Below are 22,294 nucleotides of genomic sequence, written 5' to 3'. Positions count from 1 at the left end.
TCAACCTAAAAACTCCCATACACTCCGGTAACCGCCTTTTTCCTCCACATAACCAAGTAAGGAATCGAAGAAAGGATGCACTGCCAGGGTGCTACTATCCCCGATCAAAACTAGTTTTCGCTTGGCACGGGTGAGTGCTACATTCATCCTTCTGGCCTCAGATAGGAATCCAATTTCGCCCCGATCATTGGATCGAGTCAGTGAAATCAGCATCAAGTCCCGCTCCTGTCCCTGAAAGCCATCTACCGTATCAATAGTAATCTGCTCGCTCAAAGTCTTCAAATTAGGGAAGTCAAAAGTCTCAAAAATCAAACTCCGAATCAGGCGAACTTGCGCTCCATAAGGTGCTATCAAGCCAATATTCCAGCCTTCTTCTTTGAATTTGGCCATCCCGATAGATTTGATCACGTTATTCAGATGTTCACAGGCAAACTTGGCTTCCTCTGGGTTGAAAGTGCTGAGACTTTCGGATTCGACTTGTTCGGAATAGCCCGATCCTGCTGTATCAATCCATTCCATCGCTGATTCATTTGGGAATTCATGACTTTTAGTGTTTTCCGCTGCTTTCAATTTGCCTTTGTAAAACCATTCATTCGAGAAACCCATAATCACTTCTGGCATCCGGTATTGAAGATCCAGCAATTTTGCAGCTTGTGGGTTTCTCAAAATGGTTTTTTCAAAAAGGGTCTTTGACAAACCATCTTTGGCCGCTTGAAAAGATTTAATTGTGGGTGGAAGCTGGAAATGATCACCTGCAAAAACCACTTTTTTAGCCTTCAGAATTGGAATCCAAGAAGCGGCCTCCAAACCTTGAGCGGCCTCGTCAATAAAAACCACATCAAATGTCATTCCTTTCAAATGGTAAGATGAAGCCCCTACCAAAGTTGTGGCAAAAACCTGCGTTCGTTGGAAAATGTCAAACTGAATATACTCTTCCAAGGCTTTTGCAGCTTCCCGAATTCGTGAAACTTCCGCATACATCAATTTACGCTGTGCTCGCTCCTCAGGACCAAAGTTTCGCTTGTATTGCTTTGCAAGATTCAGGTACTGGTTGGTTTCTTTTCTGAGCTTTTTCAAGTCTCTATAACTGTCATGAAATGCTGTCTTAGCATCCAAGGTCTGATTCAGAATCTTCTCCTCTACTCTCGCAGGATGTCCCAGTCGAAGCGTTTGGATTCCTCGATCGGTCAATTTTTCAACCAATAGATCTACAGCCGCATTGCTTGGCGCGCAGACTAAGATGGATTGATTGGAAATCACCGCTTCCTCAATCGCTTCAATCAAAGTGGTAGTCTTCCCTGTACCGGGAGGACCATGAACGATCGCTACATCTTTGGCATTGGCTATCAATTCGCAAGCTTGATTTTGGGAATCATTTAATCCCAAAATCGTAGCTCTTCTTTTTTCAGAAAAATAGGCCTTGCCCTCTCCCAACAAAATCTCCCGAAGTTCTTTGAGTCTAGAATTATCGGCAGCAATTACTTTTTTCAGTGCAAACTCCATCTCCCGATAACTCGCCTCATCAAAAAGCAAATCTACCCCCAGACGATTACTATCCATCCAATCAGGCAGTTCATCAGCCTGAAGCGTCACAACCATAGAATCTTTCTTGACCTGATTAACCACACCGTTCACCCGGTTTTCTGTGGATTGATAACCTTCCTGTGTACTAAAAAATGATACCGACTTACCCGAACTGAAAGAAGAGGGATATTTGGAATCCAATCGCTCGATCTCCACCAACAGCCGCTCTCCCATCCCAATTTTACTTTTCTTCAGCTGAATCGGATGCCAAGTTATGCCTTCTTTTTTCTTCTCAGCAAGGCTGGTATTCAGGAACTTCTTCTGGTATTGCGCCAGATCTTCCTGCCACTCCAATTTCAAAAGTTTAAGTCCTTGCTTTAATTCTTCTTCTATATTTGGCATCAATCACTAATTTGAGTTCGAAACTACTCAACTCAGTTCTTGTTTTATAAAAAATCTCTAACAAATGAATTACCTCGCACATGCTTATTTGTCTTTCGGGCAGGAGGAGATTCTTGTTGGTAATTTCATTGCAGATTTTGTCAAAGGTAAAGTGATGTTAGACTACCCTCAGTCCATCCGAAATGGGATTTTACTTCACCGGGAAATTGATCGATTTACTGATTCTCACCCTTTAGTTCGTGCTGGACAAAGCTACCTCAGACCGAAGTTTGGACATTATTCCACCGTGATTACAGATATTTTCTTTGATTATTTTCTAGGAAAAAACTGGAGAAAGTTCAGTGATCAGCCTTTAGAGAACTTCATTGAAGAAACCTTTCAAATCTTGGAAAGGCATTCAGAACAATTCCCAGAGCGTTTTTCTAAAATGTTTTATTGGATGCGGAAAGACAATTGGCTGCTTCATTATGCCACGTTGGAAGGGATACAAAAATCCCTCACAGGACTTTCCAACCGAACAAGCTTTGATTCCAAAATGGAACTTGCTCATTTGACACTTATCGAACGGGAATCAGAATTTGAATTGATTTTCTTCGCTTTCTTCAAAGATTTAGAGACTTTTACACAATCAAAACTCACAGAAATACAAGCACAGCATGACAGTCATTAAACCAAAAGTCTCCACCTACATTTCATTGAGCATGGTCTTACTCATTTTGATCGCAGGGTTGATTTTTATTCTGAGAGATTTCGCTTCCAAGGGGAGTTTTGGTCTTTGGTTTTATCTTGTTGCTTGTAGTTTGATCACATTGGTGATCCTGATGCTATTGGTAAAAATGATGGCAGGATACCGATTCATCACAGTAGGAAGGGATCAGATTATCATCAAGTTACCTCTCAGAGGCTATAATAAAGCTTATCCGCTTGCCCAAATCTTAGCTTGGGAGGAGGAAACGATTGTAGCCAATAAGCGACAGTTTAAACAATTGACCATTGTATTTTCAGACAATCAATCTATCTCAGTGAGTAATCACGAGCATGAGGCTTATTCTGATTTGGTGGCTTATCTAGGAAAAAAAGCCAGTAAACAAAAAGTGAAAAGCAAAAAAGCCTGAGATGACTCAGGCTTTTGATTATCGTTGGTTTCTGAAGTTTTTATCGTAGAGTTCGATACTTTCCCGAATGATTCGCATTGCATCTTCTTTTCCAAGAAAGTCTTCCACTTTAACCTCTTTATTTTCTAATTTCTTATAATCTTCGAAGAATCTATGTACTTCTTTCATCAAGTGAGGAGGAAGATCATCAATATCCTCGATGTAGTTTACTGACTGATCACCAGCGGCCACCGCAATGATCTTATCATCAGCTTCACCACCATCCACCATTCGCATCACACCTATAACTTTTGCTTCAACTAAGCACATGGATGGTATATCTATCTGAGAAATAATCAGGATATCCAAGGGGTCATGATCTTCGCAGAAAGTCTGCGGGATAAAACCATAATTAGCTGGATAATGTACTGCTGAAAAAAGTACTCGATCCAGCATTAGCATCCCGGTTTTTTTATGCAATTCGTATTTTCCTTTACTTCCTTTTGGGATTTCAATGACTCCGGTAACTACTTCCGGCGCATTCTTTCCAATGTTGACGTCGTGCCAAGGATTGATCATGGTGTTAAAGTTTGGTAATAAAAAGTCGGCGATTCAAAGGCCAACACAAAGGTATCAATTACAACTTAAATAATCAGACTATTGAAGGCAAGACAACTTTTATTGTAGTACCCTCCGCCAAAACAGACCCCAATTCGATCCTTCCTCCCATTTGTTCCACTGCCTCTTTGACCATGTAAAGGCCAATTCCAGTGCCTACATTTTTTTGAGTAGCTCTAGTAAATAGGCTAAATACCTCAGTTTTATATTTATCATCGATTCCAATACCATTATCTTCGATGGTAATAATCGCCTCAGATTCTGTCACATCAATAGTTAGATTAATCCATTTTTCACCTGGAGTCTGTTTTTGAAATTGGACTGAATTACTAAACAAATTATTAAGAATAACTCGAATTTTGGCATCATCGGAAAAAAACTTATGATCCTGATTGATTTGAATATTTATCTTAAAATGTGATAAATCAAACTTGGTACGATAAGCTTCCAATTGCTGATCAATTATCTCTTTGAAAGATATTTTGGTGACTTTGTTATCAATTTTAGTCGATCTATAAAAATCAAGCATCTTGTAAATAAAATCGTCCAACTTTAAAGTAGCGGAGTCGATCATATCAAAATACTCTAAAACATGAGGTTCGGTAATTTCCATCTTTGCCAACTTAGAAACTCCAGAAATGCTCATAAGCGGTCCTCTAAGTTCATGGGAAAGGCTATAAACAAACTGATTCATCTCGGAATGAAGTTTTTTCAGTTTTTCATTTTTATCCTTTAACTCACTGCGCATAAAATAAATGTCGGCAGCATTTTTAATGGAATTTTTGATTTGTTCGATATTCCAAGGTTTATCAATAAATCGGTAAACTTCACCTTTGTTAATCGCATCAATGACACTTGCGATATCCGAATAACCAGTGAGCAGAATCCGAATAGGATCTGGATTGATTTTAACCATTTGCTCGAAAAACTCCGTTCCAGTCATTCCTGGCATTCGTTGATCGGCAATACAGACATGGATTTCTTCCTCTTGAGCGATCCTTAATCCCTCTTCTGCGTCGATAGCTGTAAAAATTTTAAAATCTTTTCTTAGTGTCGCACGAAAAGACTTTAAGTTGTTATCCTCATCGTCGATATAAAGGACGTGAATTTTATTGTTCATAGCGCTGAGTGCTTTGATAAACAGGAAGGGTAATTATAAAAGTAGTTCCCTGGCCTTCTTCCGTTTCTACATCCAGAGTACCCTTGTGATTTTCAATTATAGAATAAACTATTGAAAGACCCAAACCTGTTCCTTTTCCAACTGCCTTTGTAGTAAAGAAGGGTTCGAATATTTTATTCTTAACATGCTCCGGCATACCTGGGCCGTTATCTTCTATTTCTATTCTAACATGGTCGCCCGCTGCCTTAGTTCGAATTGTGATTTTAGGGTCTTTTATGGAATCAATATGGTCTGCAAGGGCGTGAACAGAATTATTGATAATATTCATGAACACCTGATTTATTTTCCCAGCAAGACACTCCACCATTGGAAGTTCGCCAAATTCTCTTTCAATCCTAATCTTACTTGGCATCGTAGAATTAAGTAAAATTATGGTGCTGTTTATACCATCATGAAGATCCACTTTTTTGACATCTTGTTCATCCACTCTAGAGAAAATACGAAGCCCTTTAACAATTTCAACGGTTCTACGAGCACCATCATCCATTCCCTTAAGGAGCTGCTCTACCTCATCTAGCACATAATCAAGCTCCAGATCTTCTTCAAGTTGTTTTGCTTCTTTCTTAGTATCTGGGGTAAATTCAAGTGCTCCTTTATTACGATAAAACTCAATAATCTCCATGATGTCTTTAATATCCCGTTTTAGCGGAGTAATATTAGAGCTGACAAAATTGATCGGATTATTAATTTCATGTGCAATACCCGCAGTCAATTGACCAAGCGAAGCCATTTTTTCTTGATTGACTAACTGACTTTGAGTATTCTGAAGGTTACGAAGGGCAAGTTCCAATTCATCGGTTCGTATTTTAACTTTTTCTTCCAAAACTATATTTTGCTCTCTAATCAGTTTCTCATTTTCCCCTAAAACACGTAAACGCTCCGCTTGCTCTTCTTCTTTTTCTTTTTTAAGTATATTAATTTTATCTGCCAGGGCAAAAGAGAGTAGGATAACTTCTAATGCAGAACCTAGTGGCATAATGTAAGCAGTGAAATTATTAGTAGGAATAAGTCCCATCTCACTCAAAACAAACAAGAATATCCCGATCATGAATACGGACCATGCCAGTAAGTAGAATCTAGCAGGACCATATCCTTTCTTGAGAATTAATAAAGCAGTATATAAGACAAAAATTACAACTATAGACTGTGTCACAAGTAGGGTCTGATAACTTACTGTGATTGAAAAGAAAAATGCATTTAAAAGAATAAAACCATATACCAGATATATAAAATAAAAACCCTTATCAACTTTTGGAATAAATTGTTTTGTCAATAAAAACACTCTTAGAAACCAAATCCCAACCATACTAACTAGAGAAGAAAAAATAACTCCAGATCTAAGATTAAGCCATACTGAATCAGGCCAAATCAATTCTTGAGTAAATCCCAAAATGGAGCTTTGAGCAAACCACACTAACATAGTATGGATCACATATATTAAATACAGCTTATCTTTTACAGAAAAGAATAAAAACAAATTATAAAAGAAGAGACCTATAATTACTCCTGAGAAGATCCCAAATAAAATATTTTCAGTATTAATAATCTCCTCAACATTATTTAAGTCTGTTAATGTTGATGTTATAATTTTTTTATTGACACTATTCACCCTTAGATACAAAGAGACTGGTGTTTTCTTTGGAAGATCAATTTCAAAAATTATAGACTTTGACTTAAGTGGCTTCAGATCAAAGTCTTGCAATCTTCCACCTATATAATGATTAATTACCAGACTATTTTTAACAACAAAAAGATCTAAGCTATCAAGAGAGGGATTATTAATAAACAAATACTTCGATTCAATATCTGTATTATTAATTACGTCATACTTTAACCAAACCAAATCATTATTGATACCAAAATTAATTGATTTGTTCTCGATAAGTGAGAATTGGTCTGAGTTCAACACATCAGATATATTAGATTCCAAATCTGGATCAACAACCAAATACTCATATTTTGTTAAATCCTTAGAGCTATCATTTATAACTATTGGACTACCTTGTAAAACAAAAGAAATAATTAAAGAAAAATAAGAAAGCAACATATTATCTCCAGTTGGGATTTTTAATTTTTAATTCGTATTTAATTTTTATTTTCCCCTTAGGCGTTTCCTCTTCTCGAATACAATTTAAATCTTTTCTAAGACTCATTATATATTCTTGTTCTTCACCAAGAGCTAAAGGCAATCCTTTTACATCTTTTAAAACAGCTAATGTTGCAACCAAATCTAATTTTGGGTAAAAAAATGTCCCTTTATTTCCTATTTTCTCTTCAATTTGAAACCCCTTTTGAAGGGTTGGTTTCAGCGTATATTCAGCACATAATGCCAATAGGGTTGGCACATCTAACTGATCCGCAATGACAAGAGAAGTTCTTGATAGAAAAAGTGCACCAATCCCATAACCTGAAATTGATCTACTATTCCATAACCCCCCTATTTCTCCAGTCCCACCTAGATCTCTGTATTCTTTTACTAATTCATTTATCCCAAGGTCAACTTGTGCAATTGCTCCTTGAAGAGGTAAGGGATAATCTTCATGAGCAATATGAACTCTAACTCCAGAAACCACATCTCCAGTTGAATCCTCTTGAACGGTAACAACAAATACATAGGGATTACTTTTCCAATCATTATTTGAAGAAGTGACTTTAGTTACTCCATATTCCTTTAATACATTTGCATGACCTGTAATAAACATATCACAAAGTTCAGGTTCATCAATTGCTCTAAATGCTTTGAAAGTAAACATCTTAAAGTATAAATAGATTTTCCGAAATGTCTCTCCGATATGCTTTTATACTTGGCCCTGAAGCAACATTAAAGCGAAACATAAATATCTCTTGATTCTTCAATTCTTTATTGAACAAAGTGTTTAATTTCTTCTTAAGAATTTGGATTGCCTTCAATTCTGAATCTGAATAGCCATTATTCTTTTCTTGGTTTACCCGATGAAAAATAAATAAAGAAGCCGAAATAGGTTGAAAGCTAAATCCATCTTGGTTGGCTTTAATCCAAATTCTTTGCAAGGTAGCTCCAGAATTCAAATAAGCTTCAGGGGTAAATTCTTCTGCTTGTATCATCATCACCGCGGAAGCTGAAAGTAATGTTTTATCCGAAATTTTAGCCAATCCTTTTCCTAAATCAAATTTTCTAAAAAGCTCCATTGTTCCCGGATCTCTAATCAAACCCATTACCATTTGATCTGTTTTAGAAAGTTCGAGCGTTGCGATGTCTATGCCGTCTTTTGTATTGATTGCTTCTTGCTCAGTCCATCTAACCTCGCTAACAAAATCTTTGTAACCCTGAGAATGAAATAATCTGATACGATCCATTCCGCCAATTACTTCATTTAAAGATTTTAAATCTTCCAAACTTGAAATGGACTCTACAATAGCATCACTATTCTTTGCAATATCCTCATATTCAGCTAATTTTTCACTTTCTATTTCTACCCGCGCTTCGCTTCTACGATTTGTAGTACGGAGTTGGATTCCAGTAGCTAAGTTGTTAAATGGTACTTCGAGTGATTTTTCCGATTTTGACTCGAAAATAACAGAAACAATTAATTCCTCATCGAAAGATTTAATACGATTAACCACCCTAATTGCAATTCCTTGTGAAGCAGTAGCAAGTCTAAGATTTTCTAGAGCTGCACCAAAGGCGATTAAAGAACCAGTTCCTTTATAATCTAATAAAGAGAAACTACGTCTTTTATCGTGAAGCAAATGTAAGACGCCATTTTTGTCAAGAATCCAAATCCAAGGCTGACAATTTCCTCCTGAGGGTGCCAAATTTGCCAGTGTCACAAAATTCTCAATTTCTTGCGGGGAAACTTTTAATGGCGATTCAAGTTTGTCCGATGGTAGTAGATCTAAAAAATAGGATTTTGACAGGTGCTCCGAAGCTTCCTCTTTTTCTTCTTTTTTCCTGTTAATTTTAATTATCTCATCCAAGTCTACATAATACCTTCCTGATTCAACAGTATCATTTAAAAGTAATTTTCTTCCAACATGGGCTACTGTAGCACCACCAAGATATACAGCTGAAGCCAATTGAGGCCAAGAAGAAATAGTTTGATTGATTTCAAGTAAAGATGCTTTCATTCGGCTTGAAATCGTGGAGGAACCGGTAATTTTTAAACCAATACTTACTTTTTGATTTTGAGTCAGGTTTTTAAGGTCTTCATGCTTAACATCCCCCATCGCACCATGTAGAAGTGGTCGGGCTGGCTCCAAGTCAAATCGCTCCACATCTAGCATTCCTCGATCCGATGTTTCCATCAAAACTGGAATTCTAAAGCTTTTCGCTCTTTCCCTTGCAAGAATTTTGATATCAAGACTATCACATTCATCTATTAATAAATCAAGATTGCCGTCTTTAGTCAGGAAATCATCAATATTTGACTTTGATATGCCTTCGCGATAAAGAGTGAGCTTTAGATATGGATCAATTTCTGATATTTCCCGAGCAGCAATTATTACTTTTTCAACACCAAAATCAAGTATACCCGCTTTGATCCTATTTAGATTACTTAATTCAAGAGTGTCAAAATCTGCTAATCGAAGTTCACCACAACTTCGCTCCAAGGCAATGGTTAACGCAATACTTTGTCCAACAGAAAGTCCTATTATTCCAATTTTTTTCTTGGAAAGTTCTTCTTGTTCTGATGGTGTGATTTTATAATTATTTCGTTGCGTCCTTACAAATATAAAATCCTCCTTTGGAAGTAGCCTCACTACTTTTGCTTTCCAAGGGTAATAGATCCAATTGCCAAAATTTGATCTTGGATTTTCTTGAAAAAAAGCTGGAACCATATCCCATATCTCCTTATCGGAAAGCGAACTTCCAGCATTTCGCGCTTTTAAAAGCTCGAAAACTTGATGATCAAGTTTATCGATAAAATGGACTGAGGAATTGGTTTTTAATTTTTCAATATCATCAACATCTTCTTGACAATTCAATTTATAAATGGACGGGTAACATTGATCTTCAAAATCAACTTCTGATTTTTCAAACATTTGCAAAGAAGGTAATCAGGTGATATTTGACATAAAGTTAATTTTTTCAACTATAAATCAAATTAAAAGCCTTGCAATTTTTATTTTTTCACCAAAAATAGTTTTAAAAAAAGAAGAAGTTAAAAAGACATCTTTAAATCTTGGTTTTTACTTGAAAAAAACTCTAATTTTAGAATAATATTTATATACTTCCGCGAAATTTGTCAGATGGAATCCAAACCTGAAGAAAAAATAAAAATCCTGTACGTTGATGATGAAGAAAATAACCTTCAAGCATTTAAGGCTACTTTTAGACGTGATTATAAGATTTTTTTAGCTATAGGAGCCAACGAGGCAAGACAGATATTGAAGGATGAAGAGATCGATTTGATTATTACAGATCAAAGAATGCCAGAAGAAACTGGAGTAGAATTCTTGGAATCCATAATTCCAATTTACCCTGATCCGATCAGGGTTTTACTTACCGGGTACACTGATATTCAAGCCGTTATTGATGCTATCAATAAAGGTCAGGTGTATCATTATCTGACTAAGCCTTGGGAAGAGGATTACTTAAGGACCGTTATCAAAAATGCTTTTGAAGTATATACGCTAAGACGAGAAAATGAACGATTAACTCAAGCATTGATCAAAGCGAACGAGCAGTTAGAGTTTCTACTTCGGCAAAATCTCCTGTCCTAATTCTTAATATCTAGCCGCTAGCAGCAATTGAAGTTCTTTGTGATTTAATCCAAATTTTCTTCCAAGATGTGCATTGGTTAGACTTCCTCTGTAAGTATAAACCCCTCTGAGAAACCATTTGTAGTTAAAAATCATTTCTTCTGCCCCTCGGAGATCGGCCATTTGAAGAATTATTGGTGTAAAAATATTACTTAAAGAATAGGATGCTGTTCGAGCTACCCGTGAAGCGATATTCGGAACACAATAGTGAATAATATCATAAACTGAATAAACAGGGTTTTCATGGGTCGTCATTCTAGATGTTTCAATACATCCACCCTGATCAATAGATACATCAATGATTATACTGCCGTGCATCATATTGGCGACCATCTCCTCACTTACGACGATCTTATTTCTACCCTTTTCTTCACGCAAAGCCCCAATTACTACATCCGCTTCTGAAAGCGCTTGGTTTAAACTAAAATTATCAATAGTCGAAGTATAGATCTGCTGACCCAACAGCTGTTTTAATCTTCTGAGTTTGTAGATATGGTTATCAAATACTTTTATCGAAGCTCCCAAACCCAAGGCTGTCCGAGCAGCGTATTCGGCCACAGTACCAGAACCAATAATCACTACTTGAGTCGGAGGCACCCCAGTCACTCCACCCATGATAAGGCCTTTCCCGTCATTTACACTGGAAAGATATTCGGAGGCGATAAGCATTACTGTACTTCCGGCTATTTCTGACATGGCACGAACCACAGGCATGCCTCCTACCTTATCTTCTAAGTATTCAAATGCTGTCGCAGTGATTTTTTTCTCATTCAAGGCTTCAATGAACTCTTTGTTTTGACGTCCAAGTTGAAGGGCAGAAATCAGACAACTTCCCTGAGTCATAAAACCAATTTCCTCTATAGAAGGAGGATCAACTTTCAAAACTACCTGAGCAGCAAAAACCTCTTTTCTGGAATAGGAAACTTTGGCACCTGCATCTGAATAATCCTGGTCAGAAAATTTCGCACTTGTGCCCACCCCAGATTCTACTACCACTTGAATTCCATTATTGGTCAATAGTCCTACAGACTCCGGAGTAATTGCAACTCGCTTCTCTTGATTTGATATTTCTTTAGGAAGACCAACCGTCAATTGATGCTCATTCTTATGTACCTTGGCTGGTGATTCCTTAGGGATGATTCCTACCGCGGCAAGAGGGGTGGTTTCAGCTGGCATTATTGATATGTTGTAGGTTAAGGGTTCGTTTTTCGTCTGAATCTGATGTGATTCTAATAAGGAAAAATTGATCAGGTAGAAATTGGGCAATTTGCTCTGCCCATTCTAACCAACAATAATTTCCACTATAAAAATACTCTTCTATTCCAATATCCAATGCTTCCATAGGATCTTCTATTCGATAAAAGTCAAAATGGTAAAAGGTTTGGGAAGCCTCATTTTCATATTGATTGACAATCCCAAATGTAGGACTGCTTACCTGATCCTGAATCCCAAAAACACCAGCCAAAGCTTTGATCAAAGTTGTTTTTCCAGCTCCCATTTCTCCCTGGAAAATCCAGATTTTCTCATTTTGAGCTTCGGAAACGATCATTTTAGCAGCAGTTTGAATCTCTTGCAGCGTATAGGAATAGTGAATCACTTCTGTTAATTATTTAGGCGAAAGGTGTACAATTGGCACAATCATCTCCTCCAAAGATACACCACCATGTTGGAAAGTATCCTTATAGAAGTTCACATAATAATTGTAATTATTGGGGTATGCAAAAAAGTAATCCTCCACTGCAAACACATAACTAGACGAAACATTCAATTTGGGAAGTTTTGCTTCCTCCGGCTTTCTGATTTCAAAAACTTTTCCAGCTTCAAAGTTGAGATTTTTACCTTGCTTATATCTCAGATTTGTAGTTACATTTTTATCTCCAACAATTCTATAAGGCTTATTCACACGCTTTGTACCATGGTCGGTGGTGATGATTACCTCTGCCCCTGCACCGTGGATTTTTTTAATTAATTCAAACAGTGAAGAGTGCTCAAACCAGCTAGTAGTAAGTGATCGATAAGCAGACTCATCAGGAGCAAGCTCTCGAATCATTTTCATATCTGTCCTTGCATGGGATACCATATCTACAAAGTTGTATACAAGGACATTTAAATCATTTTGAAGAAAAGTATGAAACTGTTCCAAAACTGCTTTACCCTGATAAGACTGAATAATCTTATTATAAGAAAACTTAATTGGCAATCTGTTTTTATCCAGATTTATTCTAATCCAATCTTCTTCGAAATTGTTTTTTCCCTCATCCGAATCTTCATCTTCCCAGAAGTTTGGATAGAATCTAGCCATATCATGGGGCATCATACCGCTAAACAAAGCATTTCTAGCAAATGCAGTGGTGGTAGGAAGTATGCTATAATAAGTGTCTTTCTCTTTTAGGTTAAAGTAAGGTGTAATTAAGGATTCTATGTCCTCCCACTGATCCAATCTAAAATTATCAATCACAATAAAGAATAGTGGCTTTTTTTCTTTTAGATGTGGGAAAACTTTCTTTTTCATCACCTGTGGAGAAAGAATCGGCTTTTCTGGATTTCGCTCCTCCATCCAGCTTAGATAGTTTTCCTTTATAAATTTTGAGAAATTAGCATTTGCTTCAATTTTTTGAGATTCCAACACCTGAAGCATACTTTTATTTTCAGTATTATCAATCTCCATTTCCCAGTAGGTGAGTTTTCGATAGATATCCGCCCAGTCTTGATGATCTTCCGCATCGCCATAAGCCATACTTAAGTTCATGAAATCCTGCTGGTAACTTTGGGTAGTACGCTCATCAATGAGTTGCTTATTTTGCAACAATTTTTTGACAGAAAGAAGGATTTGACTGGGGTTGATTGGCTTGATCAGATAATCAGCTATTTTCCCACCGATTGCATCATCCATGATATGTTCCTCTTCACTTTTGGTAATCATTACCACGGGAATTTGAGGTTTCAAAAGTTTTATCTGCTGCAAAGTCTCCAAGCCTGTCATACCCGGCATCATTTCATCAAGGAAGATGACATCAAAATTTTTATTTTCAACTTCTTCTATCGCATCTATACCTGAGTTGACCGTAGTGATCTCGTATCCCCGTTGTTCTAAAAAAAGAATATGGGGTTTAAGCAGATCAATTTCATCGTCTGCCCAGAGAATTGTAAATTTTTGAGACATATCAGTTCCTGTTTCTTTTTAAAATTATAATTACTTTTGAGTGAAACAAAAGAGGCCTAATTGAAAAGCCAGAAAATACTAAACGACCCTGTTTACGGATTTATCACCATCCCAAGTGAGTTGATTTTTACCATCATTGACCATCCTTATTTCCAAAGGCTTCGAAGGATAAAACAGCTCGGATTGACCGATTTCGTCTATCCGGGAGCGCTTCACACTCGCTTTCATCATGCTATCGGTGCAATGCACTTGATGAGTATTACACTTGACAATCTACGCATAAAAGGCACAGAAATCTCTGAAGAAGAATACGAAGCATCACTTATTGCTATTCTGTTGCACGATATTGGTCATGGTCCATTTTCCCATGCTTTGGAATACAGCCTACTAAAAGGAGTTCACCATGAAGAGCTTTCCCTTCTAGCTATTGAACTCCTGAATCGAGAACTAGGGGGTAAATTAGCTCTTACTTTAAGAATATTTAAGAATCAATATGAAAGAAAGTTTTTTCATCAATTGGTATCCAGCCAATTAGACATTGATAGATTAGATTACCTGCAGCGGGATTGCTTCTTTACCGGTGTATCGGAAGGAACAATCGGCGCAGATCGCATTATCAAAATGATGGATGTGAAAAATGATCAGGTCGTCATTGAGGAAAAGGGAATTTACTCCATCGAAAATTTCCTGAGTGCTCGTAGACTAATGTATTGGCAGGTATACCTGCACAAAACGACTGTTAGTGCAGAGAAAATGCTGATCAATTTGATTAATAGAGCAAAAATACTCCGCCAGTCTGGGACTAAATTCGTCCTAACTGAAGAGTTTGACTTCTTCTTATTGAATGAGTTGAAACTGGATGATTTTAAACTTAATGACTCACTTCTTCCAATGTTTTTAGAATTGGATGACTTTGATATTTGGGGGGCAATAAAGCTTTGGAAAAACCATCCGGATTATGTGCTACGGAATATTTCGAGAATGTTTCTTACGCGGAATCTTTTTAAAATCAACTTCTCCAATGAACCTTTTTCAAGAGAAGAAATCAACCAAATGCAAGAAAAGACAATCGAGAAGCTCGAAATTCCTACCGAGGACATTGACTTTTTCTTTTCGTATGGGACAGTAAGTAACTATGGTTATTTGGCAAAAGAGCGAATTAATATCCTCACGAAAAAAGGCAAGGTAATCGATGTCGCTCAAGCGGCGGATTTACCAAACATCAAAGTAATGAGCAAAATTGTAGAGAAACATTACGTTTGTAAGGCCAAAAGCGTAAATTTAAACTATTAAATGAATTAAGAGGAAAATATGGAGTTTTCACTTGCACAGATAGCCACCATTCTTCATGGAAAAGTGGAAGGTGATGAAAATCAAAAGGTATTTAGATTAGACAAAATCCAGGAAGGCAAACCGGGAGGAATTAGTTTTTTGTCAAATGAAAAATACACCCCTTTCATTTATGAAACTGAAGCGACAGCTGTGATCGTGTCTGAAGACTTTCTGGCAAAAAAGCCCCTTAAAACAAATATAATCCGAGTAAAGGACGCTTACAATGGCTTCACCATGCTCCTTGAGGCATATTCCATGATGATTAAATCGGGAAAAGAAGGCATAGAAGAGCCTTCTTATATGGACCCAACGAGTACTGCTGGTTCTCAAATTTACCGTGGAGCTTTTTCTTATATCGGAAAAGATTGCCAAATAGGGAATAATGTGAAAATCTATCCCCATGCATTTATAGGTGATCGGGTCAAACTTGGAGCAAATACAATCATTCATTCAGGAGCAAGAATTTGCGCTGATACTGTAATAGGTGAAAACTGTGAAATCCATCCCGGGGCAGTAATTGGATCAGATGGCTTTGGATTTGCACCACAGTCAGATGGGACTTATAAAGCAATTCCGCAGATTGGAAATGTAATCCTTGAAGATCAGGTTAGCGTGGGAGCTAATTCAACTATTGATTGTGCGACTATGGGCTCTACGATAATTCGAAAGGGAGTCAAAATTGACAACCAAGTACAAATCGCTCATAATGTAATTGTTGGAGAGAATACAGTTATTGCTTCTCAGGCGGGAATATCAGGCTCTACTGAAATTGGTAAAAACTGTATAATCGCAGGAAAAGCCGGAATCGTTGGCCATATAAAAATCGCAGACAATACCACCATAGGAGCGAATACAGGCATCAGTAGATCAATCACAAAACCAAATCAGAAAATATTTGGATACATAGGTCTTGATCTAAAAAACTTTTTAAAGTCTTATTCAATTTTTAAAAATCTAGAAGGCTTGGAGAAGCGATTGAAAGAACTGGAAAAAAAGCAGTAAATTTGCACCCTTTGCCAAGCTGAACGCTTTAACAATCAGATGAAAGTAAAACAACATACTATACGAAAGCAAGTCGAATTATCGGGAGTAGGTCTACACACCGGGGTAATTTCAAACATGACTTTCGTCCCAGCACCACCAAATCACGGTATTAAGTTTCAACGAGTTGACCTGGAAGGAAGACCTACAGTAGATGCAGATTGCGATCTAGTGGTAGATGTCTCGAGGGGTACAACTTTGGAGCAAAATGGTGCCAGAGTCTATACTGTCGAGCATGTCCTTGCGGCATTAGTCGGGATGGAAGTAGACAACGTACTCATACAGCTGGATGGTCCTGAGCCACCGATTATGGACGGTTCTTCCATCCAATTTATTGAAGTTTTGGAAGAGGCAGGCTTTGAGGAGCAAAATGCACTTCGAAGATTTTTTGAGGTTCAGGAGAGTATTCAATACAAGGACGTTGCTCGAGAAGTAGAAATGGTGGCTCTGCCTACAGATAATTACAGGGTCACTGTAATGGTAGATTACAATTCACCTGTATTGGGAAGTCAGCATGCATCTATCACAGATATAGGACAGTTCAAATCAGAGATTGCTTCCTGTAGGACATTTTGTTTCCTCCATGAATTAGAGATGCTATACAATTCCAACCTGATTAAAGGTGGGGACTTGAACAATGCCATAGTAGTCGTGGATCGAGTAGTGGAAGAAAAAGAGTTGGTCCACTTGGCTAAAATGTTTAATAAGCAGAAAGTGGAAGTTAAAAAAGAAGGAATCCTCAATAATGTGGATCTTCGCTACAGAAATGAACCTGCAAGACATAAATTACTCGATGTAGTCGGTGATTTGGCTTTGGTTGGAAGACCATTAAAAGCTCAAATCCTTGCTGCAAGACCAGGTCATGCTGCGAATGTAGCTTTTGCAAAAAAGCTTAAACGTGCGATGGAGAAATCTTCTTCATCTCACATACCTTATTATGATCCGAAATTGCCTCCAGTAATGGACATCAATCAGATCAGAAATATTCTCCCACATCGTTATCCTTTCCAATTGCTGGACAAGATTATTTATTTGGATGATACTGTGGTAGCAGGTGTTAAGAATGTCACAATCAACGAACCCTTTTTTATGGGGCATTTCCCATCTAATCCGGTGATGCCAGGTGTATTACAAGTAGAGGCAATGGCTCAAACGGGAGGGATTTTGGTATTGAGTACTGTGGATGATCCGGAAAATTACTGGACATATTTCCTAGGAATCGAAAACTGTAAGTTTAGAAAAATGGTACTTCCTGGAGATACCTTGATTTTCAAATGCGAACTTTTAGCTCCTATCCGTAGAGGGATCGCCAAGATGCGAGGTGAGGCCTATGTTGGAAATACGCTAGTTTGCGAAGCTGTGATGACTGCAAGCATAACCCGTAAAGAAGCATGATTAGTCCATTAGCATACATTGATCCTAATGCTCAATTGGGTGAAAACATCCATATAGATCCATTTACGATGATACATGAGAATGTGGAAATCGGAGATAACTCATGGATTGGTTCAAATGTCACTATCTACCCTGGAGCAAAAATCGGTAAGAATGTGAAAATTTTTCCCGGTGCTGTGATCGCTGGTATTCCGCAGGATCTAAAGTTTCAAGGCGAGGATTCGACTGTCTTGATTGGAGATAATACTACCATTCGGGAGTGTGTCACCATTAGCCGAGGTACAGTGGATAAGCAAACTACAGTCATTGGAAGTAATTGTTTGCTAATGGCCTATGTTCATGTAGCACATGATTGTGTCATTGGTAGCAATGTAATTATCGCCAACGCCGTCCAAATAGCAGGCCACGTTGCCATTGATGATTGGGCAATTGTGGGTGGATCTAGTGCTATTCATCAGTTTGTAAAAATTGGAATGCACTCCATGATATCAGGTGGGTCTTTGGTGAGAAAAGATGTTCCTCCATTTACAAAAGCCGCCAGAGAGCCGCTTTCCTATGCCGGGGTGAATTCTCTTGGACTCAGAAGGAGAGGATTTTCAAGCGAATCAATTTCGCATATTCAGGAAGTATATCGTTATCTTTTCTTGAATAGCATGAATAATAGCAAGGCTCTTGAAGAGATTGAGGTAAATCTTCCAGCTACAAAGGAAAGAGACGAGATTCTTAATTTCATTAGATCTTCAGAGCGTGGGGTGATGAAGGGTTATATCAATTAAAAAAATGCTAAAAATCCAATTTGAAGAAGCTTCAAAACGCTTCCAATATGAATGGATTTTCAGAAATCTAACATTCACTTTAACAACTGGATCGTCTCTTGCAATCACAGGGAGCAATGGCTCTGGCAAGTCAACTTTATTGAAGTGCTTAAGTGGAGCTATTCCGCTTTCATCTGGGAAAATCAATTACCAAAATGATCAGGTATCATTGTCGGAATCAGAGTGGTTCACACTATTGAGTATTGCTGCCCCCTATTTAGAATTACCTGAAGAATTCACTCTTTCTGAATTACTGGACTTTCATTTCAAATTTAAAAAACCACTCCACGGAATTTCTAAACAGGAAATTCTTGAGGTGATTTACCTGAAAGAACATGCTCAAAAGGCTATCAGTCAATTTTCCTCAGGAATGAAGCAGCGATTAAAACTTGGATTAGCATTATTATCAGATGTACAACTTGTCTTATTGGATGAACCTACCTCTAATCTTGATCGTAATGGAATCTTGTGGTATCAAAAAATGATTGGTGACTTTGGATCGGATAGGATCATGGTTATTTGCTCAAATGAACCAAGAGAATATGAGTTCTGCCAACAAAAAATCGTTTTAGAAGATTATAAGTGAATAGAGACTTTGAACTTTAATCGATATCTTTAATTTTACAGTCGATAAAACAGAAGAAATATGAATTTGAAATTAATCAGACTAATGTTCATTGCTGCGGTTATTATAATTGTGCAGGCATGTGGTGGTGGAGATGACCCAGATCCTACTCCACCAAAGACTGCTGAACAATTGGCTACAGAGGCATTGACAGGAACAGGCACTTTGAATTGGGGAATCAGTGGAGGAGGATCTGTTCAGCGAGATGGAACTACAGTCACAGATTTATACACCAATTTTGAATTGATTTTAAATTCAGGGTCCACAAAAACTTATACCTCCAGAAATAATAACGACTTGTTTGATAATTCCGGATCTTGGTCCTTTGCTGGAACAAATTTTGACAAGTTTATTCTCTCTGGAACTAGACCAGTAGCTACAAGAGAAATTTCTTTCACCAGAACTGGCGATAATTTGAGACTCACTTTTACAATTCCTGCCCCAGGAGCTCGAATCAATGGTGTATTTGCAGTCGCTGGAAACTACACATTCAATCTTTTGAAAAAATAATTCTGGTTATAAAGAATAAAAAAGGGAGCTTTAAGCTCCCTTTTTTATTTCAACGTCACCAGCGTTACTCCTGCTCCACCCCGATCAGCATGCTCATCTTCCATATGTCTGACTTGGCTCATATCCTTCAGAAAATTTCGGGTAAGATCACGAAGAATTCCGTTTCCTTTGCCATGGACGATTCGAAGATCTTTGATACCAAGCATATAACCTTCATCTATAAAAGTCTGAATCAAGGCTAATATCTCCTCTCCCCTTTTGCCTCGAAGGTCTAAATTCATAGAGAAGTCCATCATCTTTTCATTGGTATTGAAATTACCCCGATTAGCAATTGATTTCTTTTCTTTTTTGACTTCGCCTTGGGAAATCCGCTCCAATCTAGAAAGTTTTACATTGGATTTAAGCTCTCCAATCGAGATTTCAGCCTCTTTGGCTTTCAATTGAAGTACCTCTGCAATAGCACCATTATCCTTTAATCGAACCCAATCGCCAACCTTAATTTCCCCTTCCAAAACAACCACCGCAGGAGTTTTAATCTTAATTTTTTCCGGTTTTACCTTTTCCTTAAATTCTTCCAACTCCTGGCGAATTTGCTTGGTTGATTCTTTCTCTGCTTTCCCCTCTTTTATCTGACGAATTGTTGCTTCGATTTTTTTATTAGTTTGGTCAAGTAAAGTTTTAGCTTCTTCCTTGGCCTCCTGCAGGTATTTTTTCTTAGTTAGTTCGAGGGTCTCTTTGAGCTCATTATACTCTTGAAGTCTCGTTTTAAGCAATTTATCTTTTGCTTTAACTTCAGAAAGCAAACCTGAATATTGATTTTTCTCGTTTTCCAACTGCGTCAATAATCGATCATACCTAACCCTTTCTTCACCTATTTGACTCTTGGCATAATTCAGTATCTCTTTCGAAATTCCGATTTTGGAAGCTATCTCCAAAGCAAAGGAAGATCCAGGTTTTCCAATTTCCAGTTGATAAAGCGGTTCCAATTTATCGACATCATATCGCATGGCTCCATTTACAAGACCCTGATTTTTGCTAGCAACTTGCTTTAGATTTCCATAGTGGGTGGTAAGCACTCCATAAGCGCCTAATTTATTGAGCGCTAAGAGAATTGATTCAGCTATTGCACCACCGAATTGTGGTTCGGTTCCTGTTCCAAATTCATCTATAAACAAGATTGTTTTTCGATTCGCAAACTGCGAAAAGTGTTTCATGCTCATCAAATGAGAGCTATATGTACTTAGATCATTTTCAAGATTTTGTTCATCGCCAATGTCAATGAAAAAATTATCAAAAAGAGAACTTTTAGAATTTGGTTCGACCGGAATCAATAATCCACATTGGAGCATGTACTGAAGTAGAGCTACTGTTTTCAAGGTAACCGACTTACCTCCTGCATTAGGTCCGGAAATAACCAAAAGTCGCTCATGGCCGCTCAGATTTACATTCAAAGGGACGATTTTCTTTCCCTGTGATTTCAAAGCCATTTCTAAAAGTGGATGTCTGGCCTGCTTCCAAATTAGTTGGCGTTCTTTTACTATTTCAGGTTTACAGCTATCGGTTTTTTGAGCAAATTTTGCTTTTGCTCGAATAAAATCCATCAATCCTAAAAAATTGGTAGCTTTTCTTAAGGCAGGAATTGCAGGTCGTACTCGATCGGTGAGTTGCGTGAGAATTTTAACAATTTCTCTTCGCTCCATGTATTCCAAATCCCGAATTTCATTGTTAATATCCAACGCTTCCTCTGGCTCCATAAATACTGTCTGCCCTGTTGCTGATTCATCATGAATAAATCCTCGCAATTTTCGCTTGTTTTCAGCCGCCACAGGGATCACCAATCTTCCTGATCTCACTGTTATTTGGGCATCTTCAGCAGTCAGACCTTTCGCACGCGCTTCCTTAAAAATCCGGTCCATTACTTTACGCAAACGACCTTCCTCATAAAGAATCTGTCCACGAATCAATTGTAGTTCGCGACTCGCATTACTTTTTACATGGCCTTTCTCATCTATGATAGCATCAATTGCTTTTAATAATCCCAAGTCCAATTCTATCAAAAGCCCGAGAAGCTGAGCTAAAACAGGATATAAGGCTTCATTTTTTTGAAAAAAAGAAATACAGGACCTCAAAGTCTGCAACGAAAGCTTCATTTCATGAAAATCTGCTGCATCTAAAAAGGAATTTTCGAGTTTTGCTTTTTCCAGATAAGGATACAGATTCGCGAAATTAGAAGAAGGAAAAGCCTCTCCAGAGACCAAAATCTGACGAAATTCCTCTGTTTGATCTAATAATCTGGTGACCAAATTGTAATCAGAAGAGAAGGAAACTTTATCAACATAATCCATTCCCAATGGCGAAGTGCATTCGGATTTCAGGATTTCTTTAATTTTAAAAAAATTTATTTTTTGCTCGAGATTCGAAGGATATAACATTAGTTTCCGGGTTCATCAACCACATTTTCAGAGGCTTGCTTCAAACTTAATGAATCTACTACCCTAGCATAGATTGCATCCATTTTGTAAGGATATTGAAGGTAGTAAACCATACTTTGTGTGAAAACAGAATCTTGGACTTCATGTTTCAAAAAAACTTCTCTTTCAAGTAAACGATATAGCACTTGGGAGGAATCATAGGAAATGGGCATAGCGCCTGCGATACCTTCAGTCAATTGGATGTCGATAAGGACCTCTACCATTTTTTCCTCTGGCAAAATACCCTCTGGAAGCTTTTCTGGATCACAACCCAGAAGACAGAGGAAGAAAAAACTTAATAACAAGAATCTATTCACAACTCAAAATTAGGTTTTTTTAACGGAAATTCTCCTCGCCCTTTGTGTAACTCGGATTTTATAAT

Annotated in this window: 20 protein-coding genes; 9 read left to right on the top strand and 11 right to left on the bottom strand. The window is 37.6% G+C overall.

The features are described from left to right. A complete protein-coding gene (locus tag P8O16_RS05990; RefSeq protein WP_300311941.1) occupies nt 1-1,926 on the bottom strand; it encodes an AAA domain-containing protein in 1,926 nt (641 codons plus the stop codon). A gap of 64 nt (nt 1,927-1,990) precedes the next feature. On the opposite strand from P8O16_RS05990, the gene P8O16_RS05985 reads away from it, so the two are divergent. Both P8O16_RS05985 and P8O16_RS05980 read left to right on the top strand, forming a co-directional pair. Next, on the top strand, nt 1,991-2,596 hold the full coding sequence (locus P8O16_RS05985) for an ACP phosphodiesterase (protein WP_300311938.1): 606 nt from the start codon (nt 1,991-1,993) through the stop codon (nt 2,594-2,596). After that, nucleotides 2,583-3,041 (top strand): hypothetical protein, encoded by a 459-nt coding sequence (locus P8O16_RS05980; RefSeq protein WP_300311935.1) that lies wholly within the window; start codon nt 2,583-2,585, stop codon nt 3,039-3,041. Before P8O16_RS05985 ends, P8O16_RS05980 begins: the two co-directional genes overlap by 14 nt. An 18-nt stretch (nt 3,042-3,059) precedes the next feature. Here the strand turns inward: P8O16_RS05980 and P8O16_RS05975 are convergent, their stop codons facing one another. From P8O16_RS05975 to P8O16_RS05955, 5 genes are all read right to left on the bottom strand, one after another. Next, nucleotides 3,060-3,599, bottom strand: coding sequence for an inorganic diphosphatase (locus P8O16_RS05975; RefSeq protein WP_075352238.1), 540 nt, complete (start codon nt 3,597-3,599; stop codon nt 3,060-3,062). A 73-nt stretch (nt 3,600-3,672) separates the two neighbouring features. Next, entirely contained in the window at nt 3,673-4,758 is a 1,086-nt protein-coding gene (locus tag P8O16_RS05970) for a hybrid sensor histidine kinase/response regulator (protein ID WP_300311930.1), read from the bottom strand. Then, a complete protein-coding gene (locus P8O16_RS05965) occupies nt 4,748-6,865 on the bottom strand; it encodes a 7TM diverse intracellular signaling domain-containing protein (protein ID WP_300311926.1) in 2,118 nt (705 codons plus the stop codon). Before P8O16_RS05965 ends, P8O16_RS05970 begins: the two co-directional genes overlap by 11 nt. A 1-nt stretch (nt 6,866) precedes the next feature. Continuing rightward, the gene (locus P8O16_RS05960; protein WP_300311923.1) at nt 6,867-7,571 is read right to left on the bottom strand and encodes a hypothetical protein; all 705 of its coding nucleotides are present in this window, start codon (nt 7,569-7,571) and stop codon (nt 6,867-6,869) included. A gap of 1 nt (nt 7,572) precedes the next feature. Continuing rightward, nucleotides 7,573-9,840 (bottom strand): Rv1355c family protein, encoded by a 2,268-nt coding sequence (locus P8O16_RS05955; RefSeq protein WP_300311920.1) that lies wholly within the window; start codon nt 9,838-9,840, stop codon nt 7,573-7,575. 207 nt (nt 9,841-10,047) lie between these two features. Between P8O16_RS05955 and P8O16_RS05950 the strand changes: the two genes are divergently transcribed. Further along, nucleotides 10,048-10,521 (top strand): response regulator, encoded by a 474-nt coding sequence (locus P8O16_RS05950; RefSeq protein ID WP_300311917.1) that lies wholly within the window; start codon nt 10,048-10,050, stop codon nt 10,519-10,521. Nucleotides 10,522-10,524: 3 nt separating this feature from the next. Here P8O16_RS05950 and P8O16_RS05945 read toward each other — a convergent pair whose 3' ends face one another. From P8O16_RS05945 to P8O16_RS05935, 3 genes are read right to left on the bottom strand one after another with little or no spacing between them, the layout of a single operon-like run. Continuing rightward, nucleotides 10,525-11,736: an alanine dehydrogenase gene (locus tag P8O16_RS05945; RefSeq protein ID WP_300311914.1), complete on the bottom strand. Its 1,212-nt coding sequence runs from the start codon at nt 11,734-11,736 to the stop codon at nt 10,525-10,527. Beyond that, complete coding sequence (tsaE, locus tag P8O16_RS05940) at nt 11,726-12,157, bottom strand: tRNA (adenosine(37)-N6)-threonylcarbamoyltransferase complex ATPase subunit type 1 TsaE (protein ID WP_300311911.1); 432 nt, start codon at nt 12,155-12,157, stop codon at nt 11,726-11,728. Before tsaE ends, P8O16_RS05945 begins: the two co-directional genes overlap by 11 nt. A gap of 9 nt (nt 12,158-12,166) precedes the next feature. Next, nucleotides 12,167-13,723, bottom strand: a complete 1,557-nt coding sequence (locus P8O16_RS05935) for a bifunctional response regulator/alkaline phosphatase family protein (protein WP_300311909.1) — start codon at nt 13,721-13,723, stop codon at nt 12,167-12,169. A gap of 60 nt (nt 13,724-13,783) precedes the next feature. Between P8O16_RS05935 and P8O16_RS05930 the strand changes: the two genes are divergently transcribed. The 6 genes from P8O16_RS05930 to P8O16_RS05905 are packed head-to-tail and all read left to right on the top strand — an operon-like array spanning nt 13,784 to nt 19,441. Then, nucleotides 13,784-15,016, top strand: coding sequence for an HD domain-containing protein (locus tag P8O16_RS05930; RefSeq protein ID WP_300311906.1), 1,233 nt, complete (start codon nt 13,784-13,786; stop codon nt 15,014-15,016). An 18-nt stretch (nt 15,017-15,034) separates the two neighbouring features. Next, nucleotides 15,035-16,057: a UDP-3-O-(3-hydroxymyristoyl)glucosamine N-acyltransferase gene (gene lpxD / locus P8O16_RS05925; RefSeq protein ID WP_300311903.1), complete on the top strand. Its 1,023-nt coding sequence runs from the start codon at nt 15,035-15,037 to the stop codon at nt 16,055-16,057. Between the two features lie 39 nt (nt 16,058-16,096). Further along, the gene (locus P8O16_RS05920; RefSeq protein ID WP_300311900.1) at nt 16,097-17,491 is read left to right on the top strand and encodes a bifunctional UDP-3-O-[3-hydroxymyristoyl] N-acetylglucosamine deacetylase/3-hydroxyacyl-ACP dehydratase; all 1,395 of its coding nucleotides are present in this window, start codon (nt 16,097-16,099) and stop codon (nt 17,489-17,491) included. Next, nucleotides 17,488-18,267 (top strand): acyl-ACP--UDP-N-acetylglucosamine O-acyltransferase, encoded by a 780-nt coding sequence (gene lpxA / locus P8O16_RS05915; RefSeq protein ID WP_300311898.1) that lies wholly within the window; start codon nt 17,488-17,490, stop codon nt 18,265-18,267. The genes P8O16_RS05920 and lpxA overlap by 4 nt, the downstream gene beginning before the upstream one ends. A 4-nt stretch (nt 18,268-18,271) precedes the next feature. Beyond that, nucleotides 18,272-18,892, top strand: coding sequence for an ATP-binding cassette domain-containing protein (locus P8O16_RS05910; RefSeq protein WP_300311895.1), 621 nt, complete (start codon nt 18,272-18,274; stop codon nt 18,890-18,892). Nucleotides 18,893-18,952: 60 nt separating this feature from the next. Beyond that, the gene (locus P8O16_RS05905) at nt 18,953-19,441 is read left to right on the top strand and encodes a hypothetical protein (protein WP_300311892.1); all 489 of its coding nucleotides are present in this window, start codon (nt 18,953-18,955) and stop codon (nt 19,439-19,441) included. 44 nt (nt 19,442-19,485) lie between these two features. On the opposite strand, the gene P8O16_RS05900 is transcribed toward P8O16_RS05905, so the two are convergent. Together P8O16_RS05900 and P8O16_RS05895 are read right to left on the bottom strand one after the other, a co-directional pair. Further along, a complete protein-coding gene (locus P8O16_RS05900) occupies nt 19,486-21,873 on the bottom strand; it encodes a Smr/MutS family protein (RefSeq protein WP_300311889.1) in 2,388 nt (795 codons plus the stop codon). Continuing rightward, entirely contained in the window at nt 21,873-22,229 is a 357-nt protein-coding gene (locus P8O16_RS05895; protein ID WP_300311886.1) for a DUF4296 domain-containing protein, read from the bottom strand. Before P8O16_RS05895 ends, P8O16_RS05900 begins: the two co-directional genes overlap by 1 nt. Between the last annotated feature and the right edge of the window lie 65 nt (nt 22,230-22,294).

It is taken from the genome of Algoriphagus sp. (assembly GCF_029254265.1).
GTDB lineage: Bacteria > Bacteroidota > Bacteroidia > Cytophagales > Cyclobacteriaceae > Algoriphagus.
Note: the sequence above shows the minus strand (reverse complement) of the source record. Positions and strands in the feature narration are given on the sequence as shown.

What these genes read in the sequence shown, in the direction of transcription:
- P8O16_RS05990 (WP_300311941.1), bottom strand. Translation starts at nt 1,926, where the DNA reads ATGCCAAATATAGAAGAAGAATTAAAGCAAGGACTTAAACTTTTGAAA.
- P8O16_RS05985 (WP_300311938.1), top strand. Translation starts at nt 1,991, where the DNA reads ATGAATTACCTCGCACATGCTTATTTGTCTTTCGGGCAGGAGGAGATT.
- P8O16_RS05980 (WP_300311935.1), top strand. Translation starts at nt 2,583, where the DNA reads ATGACAGTCATTAAACCAAAAGTCTCCACCTACATTTCATTGAGCATG.
- P8O16_RS05975 (WP_075352238.1), bottom strand. Translation starts at nt 3,599, where the DNA reads ATGATCAATCCTTGGCACGACGTCAACATTGGAAAGAATGCGCCGGAA.
- P8O16_RS05970 (WP_300311930.1), bottom strand. Translation starts at nt 4,758, where the DNA reads ATGAACAATAAAATTCACGTCCTTTATATCGACGATGAGGATAACAAC.
- P8O16_RS05965 (WP_300311926.1), bottom strand. Translation starts at nt 6,865, where the DNA reads ATGTTGCTTTCTTATTTTTCTTTAATTATTTCTTTTGTTTTACAAGGT.
- P8O16_RS05960 (WP_300311923.1), bottom strand. Translation starts at nt 7,571, where the DNA reads ATGTTTACTTTCAAAGCATTTAGAGCAATTGATGAACCTGAACTTTGT.
- P8O16_RS05955 (WP_300311920.1), bottom strand. Translation starts at nt 9,840, where the DNA reads ATGTTTGAAAAATCAGAAGTTGATTTTGAAGATCAATGTTACCCGTCC.
- P8O16_RS05950 (WP_300311917.1), top strand. Translation starts at nt 10,048, where the DNA reads ATGGAATCCAAACCTGAAGAAAAAATAAAAATCCTGTACGTTGATGAT.
- P8O16_RS05945 (WP_300311914.1), bottom strand. Translation starts at nt 11,736, where the DNA reads ATGCCAGCTGAAACCACCCCTCTTGCCGCGGTAGGAATCATCCCTAAG.
- P8O16_RS05935 (WP_300311909.1), bottom strand. Translation starts at nt 13,723, where the DNA reads ATGTCTCAAAAATTTACAATTCTCTGGGCAGACGATGAAATTGATCTG.
- lpxD (WP_300311903.1), top strand. Translation starts at nt 15,035, where the DNA reads ATGGAGTTTTCACTTGCACAGATAGCCACCATTCTTCATGGAAAAGTG.
- P8O16_RS05920 (WP_300311900.1), top strand. Translation starts at nt 16,097, where the DNA reads ATGAAAGTAAAACAACATACTATACGAAAGCAAGTCGAATTATCGGGA.
- lpxA (WP_300311898.1), top strand. Translation starts at nt 17,488, where the DNA reads ATGATTAGTCCATTAGCATACATTGATCCTAATGCTCAATTGGGTGAA.
- P8O16_RS05910 (WP_300311895.1), top strand. Translation starts at nt 18,272, where the DNA reads ATGCTAAAAATCCAATTTGAAGAAGCTTCAAAACGCTTCCAATATGAA.
- P8O16_RS05905 (WP_300311892.1), top strand. Translation starts at nt 18,953, where the DNA reads ATGAATTTGAAATTAATCAGACTAATGTTCATTGCTGCGGTTATTATA.
- P8O16_RS05900 (WP_300311889.1), bottom strand. Translation starts at nt 21,873, where the DNA reads ATGTTATATCCTTCGAATCTCGAGCAAAAAATAAATTTTTTTAAAATT.